19 protein-coding genes are annotated in these 20,853 nt (G+C 41.4%); 14 read left to right on the top strand and 5 right to left on the bottom strand.

The features are described 5' to 3' along the window. Positions 1 to 96: 96 nt before the first annotated feature. Together LH29_RS02300 and LH29_RS02295 are read left to right on the top strand one after the other, a co-directional pair. Positions 97 to 801 (top strand): 3-keto-disaccharide hydrolase, encoded by a 705-nt coding sequence (locus LH29_RS02300; protein ID WP_052670552.1) that lies wholly within the window; start codon positions 97 to 99, stop codon positions 799 to 801. Between the two features lie 219 nt (positions 802 to 1,020). Then, entirely contained in the window at positions 1,021 to 1,950 is a 930-nt protein-coding gene (locus LH29_RS02295) for a CPBP family intramembrane glutamic endopeptidase (RefSeq protein ID WP_157493538.1), read from the top strand. Between the two features lie 61 nt (positions 1,951 to 2,011). On the opposite strand, the gene LH29_RS02290 is transcribed toward LH29_RS02295, so the two are convergent. From LH29_RS02290 to LH29_RS02275, 4 genes are all read right to left on the bottom strand, one after another. Continuing rightward, complete coding sequence (locus LH29_RS02290) at positions 2,012 to 2,749, bottom strand: hypothetical protein (protein ID WP_045025923.1); 738 nt, start codon at positions 2,747 to 2,749, stop codon at positions 2,012 to 2,014. A gap of 832 nt (positions 2,750 to 3,581) precedes the next feature. Then, complete coding sequence (locus LH29_RS02285; protein WP_045025922.1) at positions 3,582 to 4,343, bottom strand: succinate dehydrogenase/fumarate reductase iron-sulfur subunit; 762 nt, start codon at positions 4,341 to 4,343, stop codon at positions 3,582 to 3,584. Positions 4,344 to 4,380: 37 nt separating this feature from the next. Continuing rightward, positions 4,381 to 6,321: a fumarate reductase/succinate dehydrogenase flavoprotein subunit gene (locus LH29_RS02280; protein WP_045025921.1), complete on the bottom strand. Its 1,941-nt coding sequence runs from the start codon at positions 6,319 to 6,321 to the stop codon at positions 4,381 to 4,383. Positions 6,322 to 6,337: 16 nt separating this feature from the next. Next, positions 6,338 to 7,027 carry a succinate dehydrogenase cytochrome b subunit gene (locus LH29_RS02275; protein ID WP_045025920.1) on the bottom strand — a complete coding sequence of 230 codons (690 nt, stop codon included), beginning with the start codon at positions 7,025 to 7,027 and terminating at the stop codon, positions 6,338 to 6,340. A gap of 442 nt (positions 7,028 to 7,469) precedes the next feature. Here LH29_RS02275 and LH29_RS02270 point away from each other — a divergent pair, with 442 nt between their 5' ends. From LH29_RS02270 to LH29_RS02240, 7 genes are all read left to right on the top strand, one after another. After that, complete coding sequence (locus tag LH29_RS02270; RefSeq protein ID WP_045025919.1) at positions 7,470 to 8,501, top strand: galactitol-1-phosphate 5-dehydrogenase; 1,032 nt, start codon at positions 7,470 to 7,472, stop codon at positions 8,499 to 8,501. A 60-nt stretch (positions 8,502 to 8,561) separates the two neighbouring features. Then, on the top strand, positions 8,562 to 9,689 hold the full coding sequence (locus tag LH29_RS02265; RefSeq protein ID WP_198152326.1) for a Gfo/Idh/MocA family protein: 1,128 nt from the start codon (positions 8,562 to 8,564) through the stop codon (positions 9,687 to 9,689). 30 nt (positions 9,690 to 9,719) lie between these two features. Next, positions 9,720 to 11,078, top strand: coding sequence for a GntP family permease (locus LH29_RS02260; protein WP_045025918.1), 1,359 nt, complete (start codon positions 9,720 to 9,722; stop codon positions 11,076 to 11,078). Positions 11,079 to 11,090: 12 nt separating this feature from the next. After that, the gene (locus LH29_RS02255) at positions 11,091 to 11,525 is read left to right on the top strand and encodes an endonuclease domain-containing protein (RefSeq protein WP_082063386.1); all 435 of its coding nucleotides are present in this window, start codon (positions 11,091 to 11,093) and stop codon (positions 11,523 to 11,525) included. Between the two features lie 293 nt (positions 11,526 to 11,818). Continuing rightward, on the top strand, positions 11,819 to 12,271 hold the full coding sequence (locus tag LH29_RS02250) for a GNAT family N-acetyltransferase (RefSeq protein WP_045025917.1): 453 nt from the start codon (positions 11,819 to 11,821) through the stop codon (positions 12,269 to 12,271). A 3-nt stretch (positions 12,272 to 12,274) separates the two neighbouring features. Next, positions 12,275 to 13,009 (top strand): hypothetical protein, encoded by a 735-nt coding sequence (locus LH29_RS02245; protein WP_045025916.1) that lies wholly within the window; start codon positions 12,275 to 12,277, stop codon positions 13,007 to 13,009. 83 nt (positions 13,010 to 13,092) lie between these two features. Next, positions 13,093 to 13,836: a hypothetical protein gene (locus LH29_RS02240; protein WP_045025915.1), complete on the top strand. Its 744-nt coding sequence runs from the start codon at positions 13,093 to 13,095 to the stop codon at positions 13,834 to 13,836. On the opposite strand, the gene LH29_RS02235 is transcribed toward LH29_RS02240, so the two are convergent. Then, entirely contained in the window at positions 13,833 to 14,249 is a 417-nt protein-coding gene (locus LH29_RS02235) for an SIR2 family protein (RefSeq protein WP_045025914.1), read from the bottom strand. The two genes, LH29_RS02240 and LH29_RS02235, sit on opposite strands and share 4 nt — an antisense overlap. A 241-nt stretch (positions 14,250 to 14,490) precedes the next feature. On the opposite strand from LH29_RS02235, the gene LH29_RS02230 reads away from it, so the two are divergent. From LH29_RS02230 to LH29_RS02210, 5 genes are all read left to right on the top strand, one after another. Further along, entirely contained in the window at positions 14,491 to 15,051 is a 561-nt protein-coding gene (locus LH29_RS02230) for a peroxiredoxin (protein WP_045025913.1), read from the top strand. Between the two features lie 36 nt (positions 15,052 to 15,087). Continuing rightward, positions 15,088 to 15,516 carry a hypothetical protein gene (locus LH29_RS02225; RefSeq protein ID WP_045025912.1) on the top strand — a complete coding sequence of 143 codons (429 nt, stop codon included), beginning with the start codon at positions 15,088 to 15,090 and terminating at the stop codon, positions 15,514 to 15,516. A 92-nt stretch (positions 15,517 to 15,608) separates the two neighbouring features. Beyond that, the gene (gene mfd, locus LH29_RS02220; protein ID WP_045028529.1) at positions 15,609 to 18,950 is read left to right on the top strand and encodes a transcription-repair coupling factor; all 3,342 of its coding nucleotides are present in this window, start codon (positions 15,609 to 15,611) and stop codon (positions 18,948 to 18,950) included. Between the two features lie 192 nt (positions 18,951 to 19,142). Beyond that, positions 19,143 to 19,850 (top strand): hypothetical protein, encoded by a 708-nt coding sequence (locus LH29_RS02215; protein WP_157493536.1) that lies wholly within the window; start codon positions 19,143 to 19,145, stop codon positions 19,848 to 19,850. 193 nt (positions 19,851 to 20,043) lie between these two features. Next, positions 20,044 to 20,760: a fibronectin type III domain-containing protein gene (locus tag LH29_RS02210; RefSeq protein WP_045025910.1), complete on the top strand. Its 717-nt coding sequence runs from the start codon at positions 20,044 to 20,046 to the stop codon at positions 20,758 to 20,760. Positions 20,761 to 20,853 lie beyond the last annotated feature (93 nt).

Below are 20,853 nucleotides of genomic sequence, written 5' to 3'. Positions count from 1 at the left end.
AATTTCTGCCGATCACCAAAAACAATTCACTTATCGTTTTGATTGCCACTGATTTTGTACATTTACATCCTGTAACCTAAGTCAAAAAAACAAAAGATGAAAAATAGTTCCCTTTTGCTCGTTTGCTATGCACTAATTTTCCTGTCATGTTCAACGGAGAAAAGCGAAAACACCTTAACAAAACAAGAAATTGAGGCCGGATGGGAATTGCTGTTCGACGGTAAAACCACCAATAACTGGAAAACCTTTAACGGAGGTGCAGTTACCGGATGGAAGGTAATTAACGGCGAATTGCACAATTCAGGCATTGGGGCGGATCATGGCGGCGACATTATATCAAAAAAACAATACACCAATTTTGAATTGTACCTGGAGTGGAAAGTAACACCTGAAAGCAACTCGGGTGTTTTTTACCACGTTCAGGAAGGACTTACAGACGTCATTTACGAATCGGGCCCGGAATACCAGTTGATTGACGACAAAGGGTTGCCAACCGAACTGGAAGGCTGGCAGCATTCAGGCGCCAATTACGGTATGAATCCACCTCAAAATGCAAAGGTAAAACCGGTTGACGAGTGGAACACAACGCGAATAATTGTTAAAGGCCCCCACGTTGAGCACTGGCTAAACGGAACCAAAGTTGTGGAATATGAACTCTGGACCGACCAATGGCTGCAAAATAAAGCTGCAAGCAAGTGGGCTGAAGTTCCGGACTATGGTATGGCAAAATCGGGGCATATCGGCTTGCAGGATCATGGCGGACTGACTATGTTCCGGAATATTAAGATCAGGGAATTGTAGTTTCAGCTTAATTGAAGTTTTCAAAAGCCATATTAGATGCATATCAAGACCCCACCTAACCTTCCGTCAGCTGACGGAGAGGAATTGTCCCCCTTCGGGGGATTTAGAGGGTCAAAAAACTAAGATCAAATTTCAACTTGAGCCAACTATTATAAGCCCAATTTTTAGTGACTACAGGTTTCTCAATAAAAATTATCTTTGCCCGAAACATTTTTAAAAATGGAATTTACTGCATTCAGAGATCTGAAACCCTTCTCGCAATTGTTTTTTGCCGCATTTGTTGTGGTGGCCAGCATTTTAATCTTCTTTGTATTATCGCTTGCTGTGGCCATTCCAATCTGGGGATTCAACACTGTTTTGCACCTTCCGGCAATAAATTCCGAAACGCCACAACATATTATTAACCTCTATAAATTTATCCAGGTTGTTCAGGCAATCGGCTTTTTTATCGTCCCTCCGTTTATTTTGGGCTACCTGTTTCATGGCAAATCAAACGAATACCTTTATCTCGATAAAACCTTCAATTCGCAAAGTGTTATTCTGGTTGTTGTGATGATGTTTTTTGCCTCTCCGCTTATTAACCTGATCGGGGAATTAAACAGCAATATGAGTTTCCCCGACTGGCTATCGGGAGTGGAAGAATGGATGCGCAATGCAGAAGAAAATGCCGCCGATATTACCGAAGCCTTTTTAAATGTAAAAACCATTGGCGGACTTGCTTTCAATGTGTTTATGATTGCTCTGCTACCTGCAGTTGGCGAAGAGCTTTTGTTCCGTGGAGTTATTCAGAAGATTTTTAGCAAAATGACGCGCAGTCACCATTGGGGAATCTGGATTTCAGCCATACTATTCAGCGCTTTGCACATGCAGTTTTATGGTTTTGTACCACGGGTTTTACTTGGTGCTCTGTTTGGTTATATGCTGGTTTGGAGCGGCTCGATGTGGTTGCCCATTATTGCCCATTTCCTGAATAATGCTATTGCCGTAATTGCCATGTACTTTATAAATAACGGGATGATGAATCCACAATATGAAGAAATCGGATCTACCGGCGACAGTTATTACATGGCCGGAATCAGTCTTGCGCTAACGTTTGTGTTTCTGATGATGCTGAAACGCCAGAATGCAGGGAAAGAAATTCCGGTATAAAAAAAATCCCGGATCAGTTTTCACCAATCCGGGATCTAAAATATCAATACAATAATTTTCTCTAAGCAAATTCAAATAAGAGATCGGTCTGCATTTCTTCTGCCGAAAGCTTTTTCTTTTCGTTACGGCGAAATACATAAACAATACCGTATTCCTGTGCCAATTGACGTTTTACTTTTGGTGATTCCACCTCAAGACTCTCTTCAATCTCTGTCCACAGCTTGCTTATAAAGTCGTTGGTAATCTTACGCAGTTTCTGCATTTTATCGAACGAACGCAAAGTATTTCGTTTTAAGGTTTGTTGAAATACCGAAGCATCGTGCAATTCTTCCACCTTAAATTTTACCAGTGCTATTGATGGATTGTAAATGGCACTCCCACCATTTTGTTTACGCTTTTGTTCGCCTTCCACCATTATTTTGCCCCACTCAATTATATCTTCTTCGGTGTTTAGTGGCGGCACTTTCCCTTCAAAAGAAGCCAGGTTTCCGTAACACTTAATTCCACCGTTTATCTCGCCACGTTCTGATGCAAACTGCAGCACCTGTATAAAATGCGAAACATACATTTTAGCGCGATCAAAAGCTTCCTTGTACTCTTTTATATTTTCCGACTGTAGGCGTGTGTCTAATTCGTATTGTCTAAGATGATTCTCAAAAGTGTTTTTTACATTCTGAAGTTCTTCAACCGAATGATTCGAGAACGCCAGTTTGTGTTCATTCTTAATCACCTTTGCCAGCGCTGCGTTAAGTGCGCGTATTCTGGCTTTATCCGTTGTGGGTAAACGTCTGTATGGCATAATGTTCCTTTGTGTTTATGCGAAGTTATGGATTGTGCATGGAGAATTCATGTGTTCGCCCTTACACTTATGCACATCTACTTGTTTATTAGTATGAAAAACAGGAGGCTGCTTTTAGCGAATGGCCTTATTTTAATACCTTTCTGTCTCTATATTCGCACGAAGTTAACAGGGTTAGAAACAGAAAATAAAATCATAACCTAAATGAAAGGTGAACATTTAAAATGCTTTTTATGGATATTGCCGTTAAATTTCGTCCGGAAGAACCAATTAGCTTCGTTCATTTTCTTTCGCCGGACGATTCAAATCAAATTATCCTAACCCAGGGCGACGTAATTCGCTGAATTACTTTGCCCCGGGCTGTAATAAAACGCACTTTCAGCGCTCTATTTTTTACTATTAGCCAACAGAAAATATATCATAGGGCTGAAAGTCCTTAATAATTTAGCCCCAGGCAAACGAACCGCCGGATGGCGAAAGTGTCGCCCGGGGTTAATGTTAAGCATTAGAAAAGGCGCAAATGCAAAAGCTAATTGGAAATTAAACGTGTCATGCGCCTCATATAGAAACCTTATTTCAGAAATTGAGCGTAAAATATTTGTGTACAAAGGCTCCCCTTGCAAGGGGAGCTCCCGTCGGCTGACGGATGAGGGGTAGAGTCTGATAAATTATAAATAGTCGTCCTCTACCCTTTTGTCTGTCGACATTTTCCCTCACAAAGGGAAAACAGTTTGATCGATTGAAAAATAAAATTGAAACGACTAAGATTGTTAGAAACAAAAAGCCTTCCCAGAAACTGAGAAGGCTTTTTAACTTTATAGCTTGAATTTTCTTATTCGCTAATTCTTGCTTTCAGGTATTCGCGGTTCAAACGTGCAATGTTTGTAATCGAAATACTCTTCGGACACTCGGCCTCGCAAGCCTGCGTATTGGTACAACCACCAAAACCAAGTTCATCCATTTTCGATACCATGTTTTTAGCACGGCTTGCAGCTTCAACTTTACCCTGTGGCAATTTTGCCAGGTGCGAAACTTTTGCCGAAACAAACAACATAGCCGAAGAGTTTTTACAAGCTGCCACACAAGCACCACAACCGATACATGCTGCTGCATCCATTGACTCTTCAGCGTCATCTTTCGGAATTGGAATTGTATTGGCATCAGGAACACCACCGGTATTTACCGATACAAAACCACCAGCCTGAAGAATTTTCTCGAAAGCAGTACGGTCAACCACAAGGTCTTTAATTACCGGGAAAGCACGTGCACGCCAAGGCTCAATAACAATGGTTTCACCATCTTTGAACTTACGCATGTGCAACTGGCAGGTAGTAACCTCGGTGTCTGGTCCGTGCGGACGGCCATTAATGTAAAGACTACAAGTACCGCAGATACCTTCGCGGCAGTCGTGGTCGAAAGCAATTGGGTCAATTCCTTCTTCAATAAGCTGGAAATTCAGGATATCCATCATTTCAAGGAAAGAAGACCCGGTTGAGATATTTTCGATTGTATATGTTTCGAATTTACCTTTTGATTTGGCATTCTTTTGACGCCAAACTTTTATTTTGAGTTTTTTTAGAATCTTATCAGCCATAATCTTACAGATTTATGATTTATAATTATTCGATCGATTATTTGTAAGAACGCTGCGTAAGCTTCACATTCTCAAATACCAAATCTTCTTTATGCATATCCGGCTCAACGCCCTCTCCTTTGTACTCCCAGCACGATACGTAAGTGAATTTTTCGTCGTTACGTTTTGCTTCACCTTCTTCGGTAGCCGACTCTTCACGGAAGTGTCCACCACACGATTCGTTTCTGTCGAGTGCATCGCGAGCCATCAACTCACCAATATCGAAGAAATCGGCAACACGACCGGCTTTCTCCAACTCAGGATTAAGATTATCCAATTCGCCAGGAATACGAACGTCTTTCCAGAATTCTTCGCGAATTTCCTTGATCATATCGATCGCTTTTTGCAAACCTTCAGCATTACGGGCCATACCAACGTAATCCCACATTACCTGTCCAAGTTTTTTGTGGAAATAATCAACCGGTTTCGATCCTTTAATGTTGTATAATTTCTCGATACGATCTTTTACGTCTTTTTCAACTTCAGCAAACTCAGGAGCGTTTGTGTCGGCCATTGGCGTCATAATTTCATCAGCCAGGTAATCACCAATAGTGTATGGCAATACAAAATATCCGTCGGCCAAACCTTGCATCAGTGCCGAAGCACCCAGGCGGTTAGCACCGTGATCGGAGAAGTTAGCTTCACCAATTGAATACAAACCAGGAACAGTTGTCATCAGGTTGTAATCAACCCAGGTACCACCCATTGAGTAGTGGATAGCCGGGTAAATCATCATTGGCTCGGTGTACGGATCAACGTCGGTAATCTTTTCGTACATCTGGAACAGGTTACCATAACGCTGTGCAATTACGTTTTTACCTAAACGATCGATCGAATATTTAAAGTCGAGGAATACTGCTTTACCTTCAGAGTTAACTCCAAAACCAGCATCGCAACGTTCTTTCGCTGCACGCGATGCAACGTCACGAGGTACAAGGTTACCGTACGAAGGATATCTTCTTTCCAGGTAAAAGTCGCGATCTTCATCAGGAATGTCGTTCGGACCAATTTCACCTTTCTGCAATTTTACTGCATCTTCTTTTTTCTTTGGCACCCAAACACGACCATCGTTACGCAACGACTCCGACATCAAAGTCAGTTTCGACTGCTGATCGCCATGAACAGGAATACAAGTTGGGTGAATTTGTACGAAACATGGGTTCGACATAAAAGCACCACGTTTGTAACACTGCCATGCTGCCGATCCGTTACTTCCCATTGCGTTGGTCGACAGGAAGAATACGTTTCCGTAACCTCCGGTTGCAACAACAACGGCGTGTGCACCAAAACGTTTAATCTCGCCCGAAACAAGGTCGCGGGCAATAATACCACGGGCTTTTCCGTCGATTTTAACCAAATCCAACATTTCGTGGCGGTTGTACATTTCAACGGCACCTTTCGAAATCTGACGGTTTAAAGCCTGGTAAGCACCAATTAACAACTGCTGACCGGTTTGCCCACGTGCGTAGAACGTACGGCTTACCAATACACCACCAAACGAACGGTTATCTAACAAACCACCGTATTCGCGGCCAAATGGTACACCCTGTGCAACACACTGGTCGATAATATTTGGCGAAACTTCGGCCAAACGGTAAACGTTAGCTTCACGTGCACGGTAGTCGCCACCTTTAATTGTATCGTAGAACAAACGGTAAACCGAGTCGTTATCGTTCTGATAGTTTTTTGCAGCATTAATACCACCCTGTGCAGCAATTGAGTGCGCACGACGCGGGCTGTCCTGGTAACAAAATGCTTTTACTTTGTATCCTAATTCTGCTAAAGAAGCAGCTGCCGAGGCACCACCTAAACCGGTACCTACAACAATAATTTCTAATTTACGCTTGTTAGCAGGGCTCACTACTTTAATGGCAGCTTTGTGTTTGCTCCACTTCTCTGCCAACGGCCCTTCAGGTATCTTACTATCTAAAATGCTCATAATTCTTTCCTCTTTTTTATTTATACAATCCTAACATGAAATAAAGTGGAATAACGGCGTAACCCACTGCAATAAGAATTGCGTAAATCGTACCAATAACTTTCCAGCGGTTTAACCAATGTTTGTTGTTTAAACCCAAGGTTTGGAAAGCCGACCAGAAACCATGCGAAAGGTGAATTCCCAGTAGAATACCACCAAGAATGTAGAAAATACCCAGTGCAGCGCTGTTTATAAAAGCAGACGAAACCAAAGCGTACGCATTGTGCATGTGCTCGCCATTGATGGTTACTTCGGCCAAAAGCGGATCACCGGTAAATTTCATCTTAACAAAGAAGTTAATGATGTGGATGATAAGGAATACCAAAACCAAACCACCTAAAACCAGCATGTTACGCGACGCCCACGAGCTTGCTCCGCTCATGTTCTTTTTCGCATACTTAACCGGGCGTGCTTTCCAGTTTTGATACTCGAGGAAGAATGACCAAACAATGTGAATGATAAAACCTAATCCGAGGATGGGTTCCATAATCTTAATCAGGGGGTTAGTAGCCATAAAGTGAGCTCCCTGATTAAACAAATCACCGCTGTTGTCAAAAATCAGTAATAAGTTGAGGCCCAAGTGGACTGCAATAAACACTACCAGGAATAATCCCGACAGGCTCATCACAAATTTTCTTCCAATCGAGGCTGTTAAAAATTTGCTCATAATCTATTATTTATTTTTGGTTGATTCTGAATTTTGCTTAAAGCGCCACAAATGTAGACGAACGCAAATATACCAGCAAAAAAGGCAATCTAAAATAGCTAATTTAAAATGTTTCTACAAATGATTTAATCTTGGGTTTAAATACAGCGTTTGAATATTGAGATTTTGTATGTGAGTAAGGAGATAAATCGAGAGAAAGACAGAAATTTCAATCACTTTTTTTGGACATGAGTTCAACCATCCAACCTCGATTCCTAATGATGTCTGTTTATTCACGGATTAAGATGCTTTGTATGACAGAAATTCCGAAACAAGGTTGGAATGACTTTGCCTGAATTTAGGATGCATCTGTATTTATCAGAATGCAAAAGAGTTCTGTTGTTAACTTGCTAACGTCCGCTCATATATCTATATTTAAATCCAACTATCAGATTTAAAAAGTATGAAGGCACTGGTATTCGAAAACTACAATGAATTGGTTTATAAAGATGTTGCCGAACCCGTTCCGGCCCCAAATGAAGTCCTTGTAAAAGTAAAAGCCTGCGGAATTTGCGGCTCTGATGTGCACGGGATGGACGGTAGCACCGGAAGAAGAAAACCACCGCTTATAATGGGTCACGAAGCTTCGGGGGGTATCGCAGCGCTCGGAAGCGAAGTTTCAGGCTGGAATATTGGCGACAGGGTAACCTTCGACTCAACGATATATCCTTTAAATGATTGGTACACTTTGAACGGACATTACAACCTTAGTGAGAACAGACAAGTACTTGGCGTGTCGCCGGGGACTTACAAAAAACATGGTGCTTTTGCCGAATATGTAACGGTGCCGGAGCATATTTTGTACAAACTGCCCGATAATGTTTCGTTTGAGCAGGCGGCCATGGTCGAACCCGCCGCCGTTGCGCTTCATGCCATTAAACAATCGGGATTCCAATTGGGAGAAAGTGCTGCAGTCATCGGTACAGGAATGATCGGTTTGTTCCTTGTTCAACTCCTGTCGCTTTCCAATGCCTCGCCACTTTTTGCTATTGATGTTGAAAGTTCAAAGCTGGATATGGCAAAAAAATTTGGAGCTGAAGTCATTCTGAATCCCAACAAAGATAATCTGATAAAAGAGGTTTTAGCCCGAACAAATTCACGCGGAATCGACCATGTTTTCGAAGCTGTTGGTATTGAACCAACCGTTAACAATGCCATCGAAATTGTGAGAAAGGGAGGAAAAGTGGTGCTGGTTGGAAACCTTTCTGCCAACATCAATTTCCCGCTTCAAAGTGTGGTTACCCGCGAAATAAAAATATTGGGAAGCTGTGCGATCCGGGGAGAATATGAAACAGTACTTCAACTTATTGCTGCCGGTAAAATCAATGTAAATGAAATGATCTCCGCTGTTGCTCCTCTATCGGAGGGTGCCGATTGGTTTAAGCGACTGTACAACAAAGAAGCCGGTTTGAAAAAAGTTATTCTTGTACCATAAAATCTTTCATTTCTTTCCAACAATACCTAAATCAAAGTAAACCATAAAACTTAACTTATCTTGAAAAAAAATCTGTTCAACATAGCCATTCTGGGTTGCGGAAAAGTAGCTCATCTTCATGCCAAAGCCATCCAAAATATTCCCAATGCCCGTTTATCAGGTGTCTGGAGCCGAACCCCGGAAACGGCAAAAAGCTTCGCTTCCAAATACAACATCGAAGCCTTTACCGATATTTCAAAACTTGTTTCCGATAAGAAAATTGACCTGGTCATCGTTTGCACGCCTCATCCTTTTCACCTCGGGCCAACCCTGCAAGCAGCTGAGGCCGGAGCAAATGTTTTGGTTGAGAAACCGCTGGCATCAACACTTGCTGATTCTGACCAAATGATAAATGCAAGCAAAAAACATGGCGTTAAGCTCGGAGTCATCAGTCAGCGACGATGGTACGAACCTGCTAAAAGAATAAAAACCGCAATCGACGATGGTAAAATCGGGAAGCCTGTTTTTGGAACCGTAAACATGCTTGGCTGGCGCGATAAAGCCTATTACGATTCAGACGCGTGGCGGGGAACCTGGAAAATGGAAGGCGGTGGCGTTTTGGTTAACCAGGCGCCGCATCAACTGGATATTTTGTTGTGGTACATGGGCGAAATTGATGAAGTTTACGGCGTTTCGAAAAACCTGAATCATCCCTACATCGAAGTGGAAGACACGGCGGTGGCAATTATAAAATTCAAAAATGGCGGTATTGGTAACATTATCGTTAGTAATTCGACCAAACCCGGGATTTACGGGAAAGTACATGTGCATGGCGACAATGGTGCTTCGGTGGGCGTTCAAACCGACGAAGGGGCCATGTTTATAGCCGGAATGTCGGGGATACTGGAACCTCCTGTAAACGACATTTGGACTGTTCCCGGCGAAGAACAATACCTCGATCAGTGGAAAAAAGAAGATGCTGCATTTTTTCAATCAGTAGATCCAACGGTTTATTACATGGAAAAACAAATTGAAGATTTTTTGGAGTCTTTGAGCCATAATACCGATCCGTTGGTAAGCGGAGAAGAAGGGCGAAAGACAGTGGAGTTGTTTACTGCCATTTATCGATCAACACGCGACAACCGGCCGGTAAAATTTCCACTTCAACCCGAAACAGGCCGAAATGATATGGACGGAAGGCTGGTATAGCTGAATTTACACAAACTAAACCTAACAACGATGTCAACATTATTTATCTTTTTCCTGGTCACCTCGGCAGTTGCACTGCTGCTTCTTATGGTGCTCAAATTAAAAATCAGTGCATTTATTTCGTTACTTATCATTTCAATCTATGTGGGAATTCTCACCGGAATGCCGCTGAACGATATTCTTCAGAGCATTCAGGACGGTATGGGAAGTACGCTGGGTTTTGTGGCTACGGTGGTTGGCCTGGGCGCCATCTTCGGTCAAATGCTTGAGAGTTCGGGAGGTGCCATCTCGCTCGCCCACTCTTTGGTGAAAAAGTTCGGAAAAGAAAAGGCATCATGGGCGATGGTGATCACGGGGTTTATTGTAGCCATTCCTGTTTTTCTCGATGTGGGATTTATCATCCTGGTACCTATTATTTATGCCTTGTCGAAAGACACCCAAAAGTCGCTACTTTATTACGGCATACCACTTTTAGCTGGACTTGCCGTTACTCATAGTTTTATTCCTCCAACACCTGGCCCGGTTGCTGTTGCTGATATTTTGAATGCCCAGTTGGGCTGGGTTATATTCTTTGGTGTTCTGCTAGGATTTCCAACGGCGGTAATCGCGGGTCCTCTCTGGGGAAAATACATTTCAAAAAAAATACACATTTTACCTCCCGCCGAGTTTTTAAACTCTTCCGAAGAAGAAAAAGAAGACCAAAACCTTCCTTCGTTTCGCGTTATAGCACTAATTATTTCAATACCACTTGTATTAATTTTACTAAATACCTTATCCTCGTTACTTGTTGAAAAAGGAGTGATCGAAAAATCAGCGCTGACAGATGGTGTTGAATTTATCGGGCATCCGTTTTCGGCCCTGATAATTGCCACTTTAATTGCCATTTATGTTTTGTGTGTAAAAAGAGGAATGTCAAAACAAACGATTCTCGATCTGAGCACCAAAGCACTTGGCCCGGCGGGTATTATTATTTTAATAACCGGCGCAGGAGGCGTACTTAAACAAATTTTAGTTGATTCGGGAATCGGTAAAATGATGGCTGATTCGATGGCAAATTCAGCACTTCCACCAATTTTACTGGCCTGGATTTTAGCAGCTATTGTACGGGTAACACAAGGCTCAGCAACTGTTGCCATGATTACCGCAGCGGGGATAATTGCACCAATATTAAGCGAATTTGGCTTAAACGACCCGCAACGTGCACTGGTGGTACTATCCATTGCATCGGGAGCAACTTTATTATCGCATGTAAACGACAGTGGATTTTGGCTGGTTGGTAAATATTTTGGAATGAACGAAAAACAAACCCTGCAAAGCTGGACGGTTATGGAATCGATAATTGCAGTTTGCGGACTGGTGTTTACGATGTTGGCTAGTTTGTTTTTTTAATTGCAACAGATTATGGATTCAGATAACCCAAACAACAAACCACGCTGGCAAACTGCCAACTCTGATTTCTATAAAAAGTATAAAGACGAAAGGGAAAAACTTAAAAATGAAATGACCAAAGCGGAAAATATGCTTTGGGAAAAGCTAAGAAATAAGCAGCTTGGTGTAAAATTCAGAAGACAACACATCATCGATTTTTACATTCCTGATTTTGTCGCACTTTCCATAAAGCTAATCATTGAGGTGGATGGAAAAATCCATTTGTTCAAAAAAGCAGAAGACAACGAGCGAACCAAAAGGCTTGCTGCAGTTGGATACAGAGTTGTACGTTTTACGAATGAAGAGATTGAAAATGATATTGAAGAAGTAGTTCTCAAGATAAAAAATGAAGTTGATAAATTGACCCCTCCTAGCCTTCCGCCAGTTGGCGGAGAGGAACCAGAATAGTGGTTTTATTTCCAGACCGCCAATTCCATTCACCGGCCCAAAAGTCCCCTTTGGGGATTTAGGGGTCAGAATGGTTATTGATAAAAACATTCAATTACTACACCCCACCCCACCTAACCTTCCGCCATTTGGCGGAGAGGAATCAGACTAGTGGTTTAATTTATAGACCGCCAATTCTTTTCACCGGCCCAAAAGTCCCCTTTGGGGATTTAGGGGTCAGATGAATAATCAAAATTTATTATCATTGCACAACAAATCGCTTTGCGCCTGGCGCCTTGCTCCAAGCTGTTACTATGACTTTTAAATTCAAACATTTCACCCAACTAACAACATCCGAACTCTATAATATTCTGCAGCTTCGAGCCGAAATTTTTGTGGTTGAGCAGGACTGTGTTTACAACGATTTGGATGGGTTAGACAAGGATGCCATCCATCAGTTCATGGAAAAAGACGGACAAATTGTGGCCTACTCGCGCTTACTAAAACCGGGTACACGTTTTAACGATTATTCCATTGGGCGTGTTGTGGTGAGAGAATCAGAGCGCGGATCAGGGCTGGGAATTCAGATGATGGAAGAAGCCAAAACTTATATTCTGGAAAACTGGAAGCCCGATAAAATAAAGATCAGTGCTCAGAAATACCTTCGTAAATTTTACGAAGACCTGGGATTTAAAATCGTAACCGATGAATACCTTGAAGATGGTATTCCGCATTACGGAATGTTGTTTGAAAATAAAGTCAACTAACAGATGCAAAAAATTGTAATTCTACTATTCCTTTTTCTGGGCAGTCAGGTTTTTGCCTCCCCGCAGGATAGCCTTGTTGAACGCATTTTTAACGAAATGTACAACCAGCATTATTCCAAAGCAGAAGAAATGCTTCTCACCAACAAAAACCATATCGACTCTGTTCTTTTCGCCGTTCTTTCGGTTGACATGAGTTACTGGAAAAATGTTACCGGCACCGACACGCCTGATTACCCGGCCTTTGAAAACGATTTACAGCAACTTTCTTCAGGCATTCCTGCATCATCCACGCAACAGGCGATTCGGCTGGTTACTTTGTCGTATCAGTTGCGTTACGAACTCAAACGTTTTAAACTGATTAAAGCTATTTCGACGCGCCAGGAAACAAAGGCGCTTTTTACCGCGCTGAAACCCAACGAAACGTTACCGCCCGGACAGCAGGAATTGTACGAGTTGTATTCGGCCCTATTTCAGTATTTCGACAATTATCTGAAACCGTTTTTTGTTTCGGACAAAACAGAAAACTGCAGCGAAGCATTAAAAACTATGACCGGTTTGTACCAATCGGAAAGCCGGATTACAAAAACCCTGGTTGCCTACTTCCTGGGAAAAACATGGCTAAAATACGAGAACAATGCAACAAATGCCGTTGAATACTTTCAATGGCTGCACAAAAACTACCCTGAAAATATAAAGTTTGATGAGTTACTGGATGAATGCAATGAACAGTTGAAATAGGTTTTGAAACATTTCATGCAATTTTCCGTTTCGCACGTAAGTTTTGATCAAAGAAACTTTTTACTTTACACAAAATTTTTGAGATGATTCAACGGGTATTTTTTTCAATTTTTCTGGTGTGTTTTTGCCTGTCAACATGGGCCAACAATGTAAATAACGACAGCATTGCCAACCGCATTTTCACCTTAATCTACCAACAAAACCTTACCGAAGCTGAAAAAACTTACACAAACGGGAAGGAAGAGCTGAGCGAATTTTACCGCACTTTTCTGAACCTCGATCTGCACTGGTGGAAATACCGCACCACCTATTCAAAAGAAAACTCGGAACAACTTGATGAACTGATCGACGCATCGTTATTGCCCAAAACCGATACCTACGAACAAAAGATGCTACAGATTATTGTTCGCTCTTACCAGCTGCGTTACGAAAAGAAGAAATTCAACATATTTGGCATGCTTTCGGCACGCTCCGACATCAGAGACCTGATTGCAGCTATTGAAAAGGAAGACCCGCCTTTTTCGGGCGACGAACAAAAGCTTTTCGAAAGTTATGTGATCATGTATCAATACATCGAGAACATTAACTTTTTTGCCAACGCCAAAAAATCGGAAGCCCGCGAAATGAAACTAAAGCGAATGGAAAAATTTGCTTCCGAAGATAATGTGATCTTAAATACAGTGGCCGATTTCTTTTTGGCTCGTATGTACCAGAAAATTGAGGACAAACCCGAAGTTGGGCTGCAACACTTTAAAATTCTCACAAAAAAATACCCAACAAACCAAACTTTTGCCGAATATCAGGCCGAGTGTGAAGAGAAAATTTAACCCCAAAGTTCGTGCTGTGCGTAATCGCGATGAAAAGTACGTTGACTGCAACGCGGACAAATTGCCTTTTTCAGCCGATGAATATTGGTAAGTTTTAGTCGTGAATTACAATCGCGGCACCGGAATTCGCTTTTATGCACCACTGCTTCGTCATCAAAAACAGTCACCTCAATTTTATCATACAAAGTTTTACAATGCGGACATTTATAAACCTGGAAACCGGCTTTTAAATGCAGCTTGTCCGAGTTCTGTGCCATCTTCCGGAGCAAATTGTGCGTTTTGTAATGAAATATCCGGGTGCGTTGTTTCAGGTAGCTGCTAACCGGCTGCGAGTGAACCAGAAATCCGTGTCCCTGATTAAAACTTTCGGTAAAACCACAATGATCGCAGCGATATGAATAAGCATGTCCCATCGTTTAAAATTAAATATTTTCGAATGGTTTTTTGATGTTGTACAAATTGTTCTTTAAAATTCTACTTAGAATTTTAAAGTTTACAATTGTTAATGCCGATTTACAACAAAAAAGCAAAGTAAAACAAACTCCGTTTTGTTGTTACATCGGCATTGTACAGTATAGTTCATAAAAAATTCTACTTAGCAGAAACATTTTTTAAACTAATCTGTATTAATGACATACATTAAAATATTTAGTCATGAAATTAGTTGTAATTGCAGCACTTTTACTAAGCATATCTATTGGCAGTTTTTCGCAGGAATTAAATGTTGGCGACAAAGCACCGTCGTTTTCTATCGTGGCCGACGATGGCTCAACATGGAATGTAAACGATTATTTGGGCGACAAATTTATTGTGGTTTATTTTTATCCGGCAGCTATGACCGGTGGTTGTACTAAACAAGCCTGTGCCTACCGCGACATGAAAACGCAGATTGATGCAGCCAACGCCGTTGTGGTTGGAATTAGCGGCGACAATGTTGAGGGGCTAAAACTTTTTAAAAAGGCCAACGACCTTAATTTCCCGTTATTATCGGATGAAAATGGTGAAATTGCCAAAAAATTCGGAGTTCCGTTGCGCGATGGAGGTACGATTACCCGCGAAATTGATGGCCATAGTTTTGACCTTGTTCGGGGAGCTACAGCATCGCGCTGGACATTCATAATCGACAAAAAAGGAACAATTGTTTATAAGAATACAGAAGTAGATGCGACAAAAGACTCTGCCGAAATTTTGGATTTTATAAAAAACAATTCTTAAATTGCATTGATTTACAAACCTATAAACAATTTGAAGATGATAAAATTAAGAGCTATTTTAATTATTAGCCTGCTGAGTTTTTTACTTCCTGTAAAAAATACTAGTGCACAGGCCGAAGTAAAACATTACACCGCTAAATTTTCAATTACCGAAATCAAAACCGGAGTAACCTATGAGTTTGATGCTCCCGCCAATGAAGTAATTACACCTAGCGGAAATTTCGTAAAATCTTTAAAAATCACGGTTGAAGCGGGCCATCCTCTTATGCAGGATTTTGGTGGTTATCCAAATCGGTGGTTTGAATTCAATTATCTGTATATCGACAACGGTAATGATGGAGAATATACAGAAGGAGAAGGTGATGTTATTTTAACAGAGGGAATCGCCAAGCTGAACAAGAGTGGAAATCTAACTATTCAGTTTCATTTAAACGGAGCTGGTACATATTTGCCTCTTGGCTGGTAAAAAAACTTTGCATAAAATAAAAAGGGAGCAAATTTGCTCCCTTTTTATTTTCGTCTGTGTGTTAAAAATTATCTTTGCCAAAAATTTATAGTTTGGAAACAACCACGTTTCTAAAATATTTCGAGGGGCATAGCGCTACAGCCAAAGTTCTAAAAAAAGCCGCTGCCCCCCCGGGTGAAAAAATTCACCTGCATGGGCTTATTGGGTCTGCCAAAACCATATTACTTGCCAGGGTATTTCAGGAAATTCAGCAAAACTGTATTGTTCTGCTCAATGACCGTGAGGAAGCAGCCTATTTTTTCGACGACCTGAACAACCTGGGATTTGCTGAAAACACGTTGTTTTTGCCATCGTCGTACAAACGATCGGTGCAATACGATAATCCGGAACAAGAGAACATTGTGCAACGTACCGAGGTTTTGAACCTGCTGTCAGCTGCAGAAAAGCCTTACTTTGTTATTTCGTATCCCGAGGCGATCATCGAGAAAGTGATCTCTAACGAAAGCCTGGAAAACAATACGCTACAGGTAAAAAGCGGCGATAAAATTTCGATCGATTTTATTAACGAGTTTTTGTACGAATACGGTTTCGAGCGGGTAGACTTTGTATATGAACCCGGCCAGTTTTCGGTACGCGGAAGTATTGTCGATATCTTTTCGTTTTCGCACGAAGATCCTTTTCGCCTCGATTTTTTTGGCGATGAAGTTGACTCTATCCGCAGTTTCGATATCGAAAACCAACTGTCGAAAGAGCGCTTAAACCACATTACCATTGTTCCGAATATTCAAAACAGCTCGGTTGAAGGTGAGCGAATTTCATTTATCGAGTTTCAGCAGAAAGAAAGCCTGTGGTTTGGTAATAATACCAACCAGTTTGTCGACCGGATTGCTGAACTGCACCGCCAAACAATTATTGCTCGTGAAGAGGAAGATATTGTTGATCTGCTTTTAACTTCGGCCGAATTAGAAAAGCAATTAAAGGCAAAAACTATTTTTGATTTTGGTAACGACCTGGCTTTTTCTGCCGATGAAAAAATAGAAATTGCCACTTCGAGCCAGCCGGTTTTCAACAAAAATTTTGAACTGCTGGCATCGAATCTGACGGATCACCAAAAAAACGGTTACGAGCTTTTTATTCTCTCCAGCCAGGAAAAACAGATTGAACGGCTGCAAACAATTTTTAAAGATACGGGCGTTAAAGTCAGTTTTAACCCGGTAAATTTTGTGTTGCACGAAGGGTTTATTGATCACGAACTAAAAGCCTGTTTTTACACCGACCACCAGATTTTTGAGCGTTACCACCGTTTTAAATTGAAAAACCGAAAAGCGCAACGCGAAGCCATTTCATTAAAAGAACTGAATAAACTGCATCCGGGTGATTATGTGGTTCACATTGATCACGGAATTGGGAAATTTGCAGGACTGGCGCGCACCGAAGTAAACGGAAAAATGCAGGAAGCCATTCGTTTGGTTTATAAAGATAACGACTCGCTGTTGGTGAGTATTCACTCGCTGCACCGCATTTCGAAATACAAAGGCAAAGACGGTGGCGAGCCCAAAATTAACAAACTGGGCACCGGTGCATGGCAAAAAATGAAAAACCGCACCAAGGCGAAGGTGAAGGATATTGCCAAAGAACTGATTGCCCTGTATGCCCAACGACGTGCTGAGAAAGGTTATGCTTTTTCGCGCGACTCGTACCTGCAAACTGAGCTGGAAGCATCGTTTATTTACGAAGATACACCCGACCAGGAAAAGTCGACCGCAGCCGTAAAAGAAGACATGGAAAAAACCATGCCGATGGACCGACTGGTGTGTGGCGACGTTGGTTTTGGAAAAACGGAAATTGCCATCCGTGCGGCTTTTAAAGCAGTTACCGACAGTAAACAGGTGGCCGTTTTGGTGCCAACAACCATACTGGCGTTTCAGCATTTTAAAACCTTTACTGAGCGTTTGCAGGATTTCCCGGTAAAAATTGATTACGTCAGCCGCCTGAAATCGACCGCCCAGGTAAAAGCTTCATTAAAAGATGTTGCCGACGGAAAAATCGACATAATAATTGGTACGCACCGTTTGGTGAGCAAAGATGTGAAGTTTAAAGACCTGGGTTTGCTGATTATTGATGAAGAGCAGAAATTTGGTGTTTCGGTAAAAGAAAAACTGAAGCAGTTTAAAGTAAATGTTGATACGCTTACACTCACAGCAACGCCAATTCCGCGTACCTTACAATTCTCGCTGATGGGTGCCCGCGATTTATCTATTATACAAACGCCGCCACCCAACCGTTACCCCATTGTTACCGAGGTGCACGGTTTTAACGAGCAGATGATAAAAGAAGCCATTCTGTACGAAATAGACCGAAACGGACAGGTCTTCTTTATTCATAACAGAGTTCAGAATATTTACGAAGTTGAAGAAACGATAAAACGTATTGTTCCGGGTGTAAAAACAGTGGTTGGCCACGGGCAAATGGAAGGGCCGAAGTTGGAAAAAGTGATGCTCGATTTTATCAATGGCAAATTCGATGTGCTGATTGCCACTACTATTATCGAATCGGGGCTTGACATACCAAATGCCAACACCATAATAATTAACCACGCGCAGAATTTTGGATTAAGCGACCTGCACCAGTTGCGTGGTCGCGTTGGCCGCTCGAACAAAAAAGCATTCTGTTACCTGATTGCACCTCCACTTTCAACGGTTAGTGCCGAAGCACGCAGGCGTTTGCAGGCCATCGAACAGTTTTCGGAACTGGGCAGCGGTTTTAACATTGCCATGCAAGACCTCGATATTCGTGGTGCCGGAAATATGCTGGGCGCAGAGCAAAGTGGTTTTATCGCCGACATTGGTTTCGAAACCTACCACCGCATTTTAAACGAAGCCATTCAGGAGTTAAAGCACGACGAGTTTAAAGATTTGTTTGCCGAAGAAGACAAGGCGCAATCGCAGGCCTTCCTGAATATTAAATACGTGAACGACTGTACCATCGACACCGATATGGAGCTGCTTTTCCCGAGCGATTATATTCCGGGAAACTCGGAACGCATGATGCTGTACCGCGAGTTGGATAATATTGAAAGCAAGGAAGCGCTGGACAATTTTACCAAAGGATTGCAAGACCGTTTTGGAGAACTTCCGCGCGAAAGCCGTGAACTGATCGACATTTTGCCACTGCGTTGGAAAGCCATCGATTTGAGCATGGAAAGGATTATTCTGAAAAACAAAAAAATGATCTGCTACTTTGTTTCCGATCAGAAGTCGTCGTTCTATCAATCGGGCGATTTTATTAAAATTGTGCAGTACGTACAAAAAGGAAAATCGAAAGGCCGGATGAAAGAAACAAATGGAAAACTAACACTCAGTTTTTCAAATGTTCCGAATGTAGAAACGGCTGATTACATACTTCGTGAGATTATTGATGAACTAAAAAGTTGATCGCCACTTCACCATAAATGCAATTTATTGGGAAGCTTAACGATTTCCAATACACTCAATTTGATGTATTTAGTAGATGTTGTTTAAAAAAAATTCACGATATTGCCATTTCAAGACAACCAAATCGATAGAAACTACATCAAAAAAATAATTGAACTCTGAATAACTTTAAAAATTAGAAATATGGACACGATGATGAAAATTGGAAAAACACTAACGATCTTTTTAATTGTTGCCGGATTTTTTGCCTGTAGCGACGACGACAACTCCGTGCCTTTCGAGGTGATTGGCGATGTTTATGTAATTAAACGTACCATTAACGATGAAGTAAAATACGCCAACGCTTATGTAGCCTGGGGTAACCAGCCAATGAGCCACGCAGAAGTTACAACTCCCACTGCTGCGAATTTTACTCTGGATCCGGCTTCTGAAAATCTGAATACTTACGCAAAAGAGCCTGCATTGGCCGAATACAGCACCGCTGCCCCTGTTCAGGGCAATTACCAGTTTTTAGTGATAAACGAGGATATTACCCACGAATCTGCTGACTTGCTGGATTTTGATGATATTGATTTTACACCCATTTCTTCGGCAGATATGGTAAATAACGTTTTAAGCGTACAGTGGGAAACCAATAGCGTTGCAGAAGGTTATCAAATCAGATTGATTAACCAAAGTGGCGACATCGCTTTCTTTAGCGTAGCCTTACCAGAACAAATGGTTCGTTTAGATATTGGTACAAACGCAGCTTCAGGCGCGTGGTACGAAACCCCGGAACCAGGAAATGTTTATACATTAGAATTCCTGACAATTAGATATGAAGATGATGCCACCAGTTTAAATGCGGCTAAAAACATTCAGGAAGTTGCTGTTACCGAGCAAGAAGTTACATGGCAATAAACAATTTGCAATAATAAAAAAACCGTCTGAATTTCAGGCGGTTTTTTTTTGTGCCTTTTCGTAAGCTCATCGCCGAAATTAATTACAATCGAAAAAAAACAATTTGCCAAGCAACTATTGTTAGCCCAATTGCATCTACCAATAGATAAAAGAAATCAGAATAACTCAAATTAAATTTAAAAAACAAAGACAAATGATTAACATTCAGAAAATTGGCAAATTAGTTTTACTAGCGTTTATTGTAACCGGGTTTTGGGCATGTAACGATGATGATCCGGAACCATTTAACTTTATTGGAGAGGTTGTTACCCTTAAAAGAACAATCGATGGCGAAGAAAAATTTGCGTTAAGCTATTACGCCTACGCCAACATGAAAATGGATTCGGCCAGCGTTGACTTTCCAGGCGATTCAACGCTTACACTTTCAGCAGCAGATGCGCAAAAACTTACCTATTCTTATGAAGCTTCAACTGAAGACTTTTCCACAACTGCTCCGGCAACAGAAAATTATGATTTTTTGGTATTTAACAACGGTGTAGAATATACAGCCACTGAAAATCACATTTTTACAGATGTGGATATCCCTACAATCGATTCAGTTGGTGTAACAACCAGTACAGAATCGGTTTATGTTGAATGGAGTAACAATGATGATGCGCAAGGTTATGCTGTTCAGATTTTAAATGACGACGATGAAATAGTTTTTAACAGCTACATTCTGGCTGATGATGAGGATAGTTTCACTGCTAACCAAAGTACAGGATCATGGGAAACATCATTAACAAGCGGCGAAACCTATACTATTGAAGTTCAGGCAATGGTATTTGAAGACGGTGCAACCAATGCTAATTTTTTCTATCAAATAGAAACAATTGCAATAGCTTCGGAAGAATTCATCTTTGAAGACTAAAAAAAAACAATTCAATACAACCGCTTGTTTTTCAGGCGGTTTTTTTATGCTCTTTTTCTATTTACTATTTTTGTAGTAGTTTTTCTATTAAAA

Origin of the sequence: Draconibacterium sediminis, assembly GCF_000949475.1 — a bacterium.
In the GTDB taxonomy this organism is placed as follows: Bacteria; Bacteroidota; Bacteroidia; order Bacteroidales; family Prolixibacteraceae; genus Draconibacterium; species Draconibacterium sediminis.
This window is presented reverse-complemented; position numbering and strand designations above follow the sequence as displayed.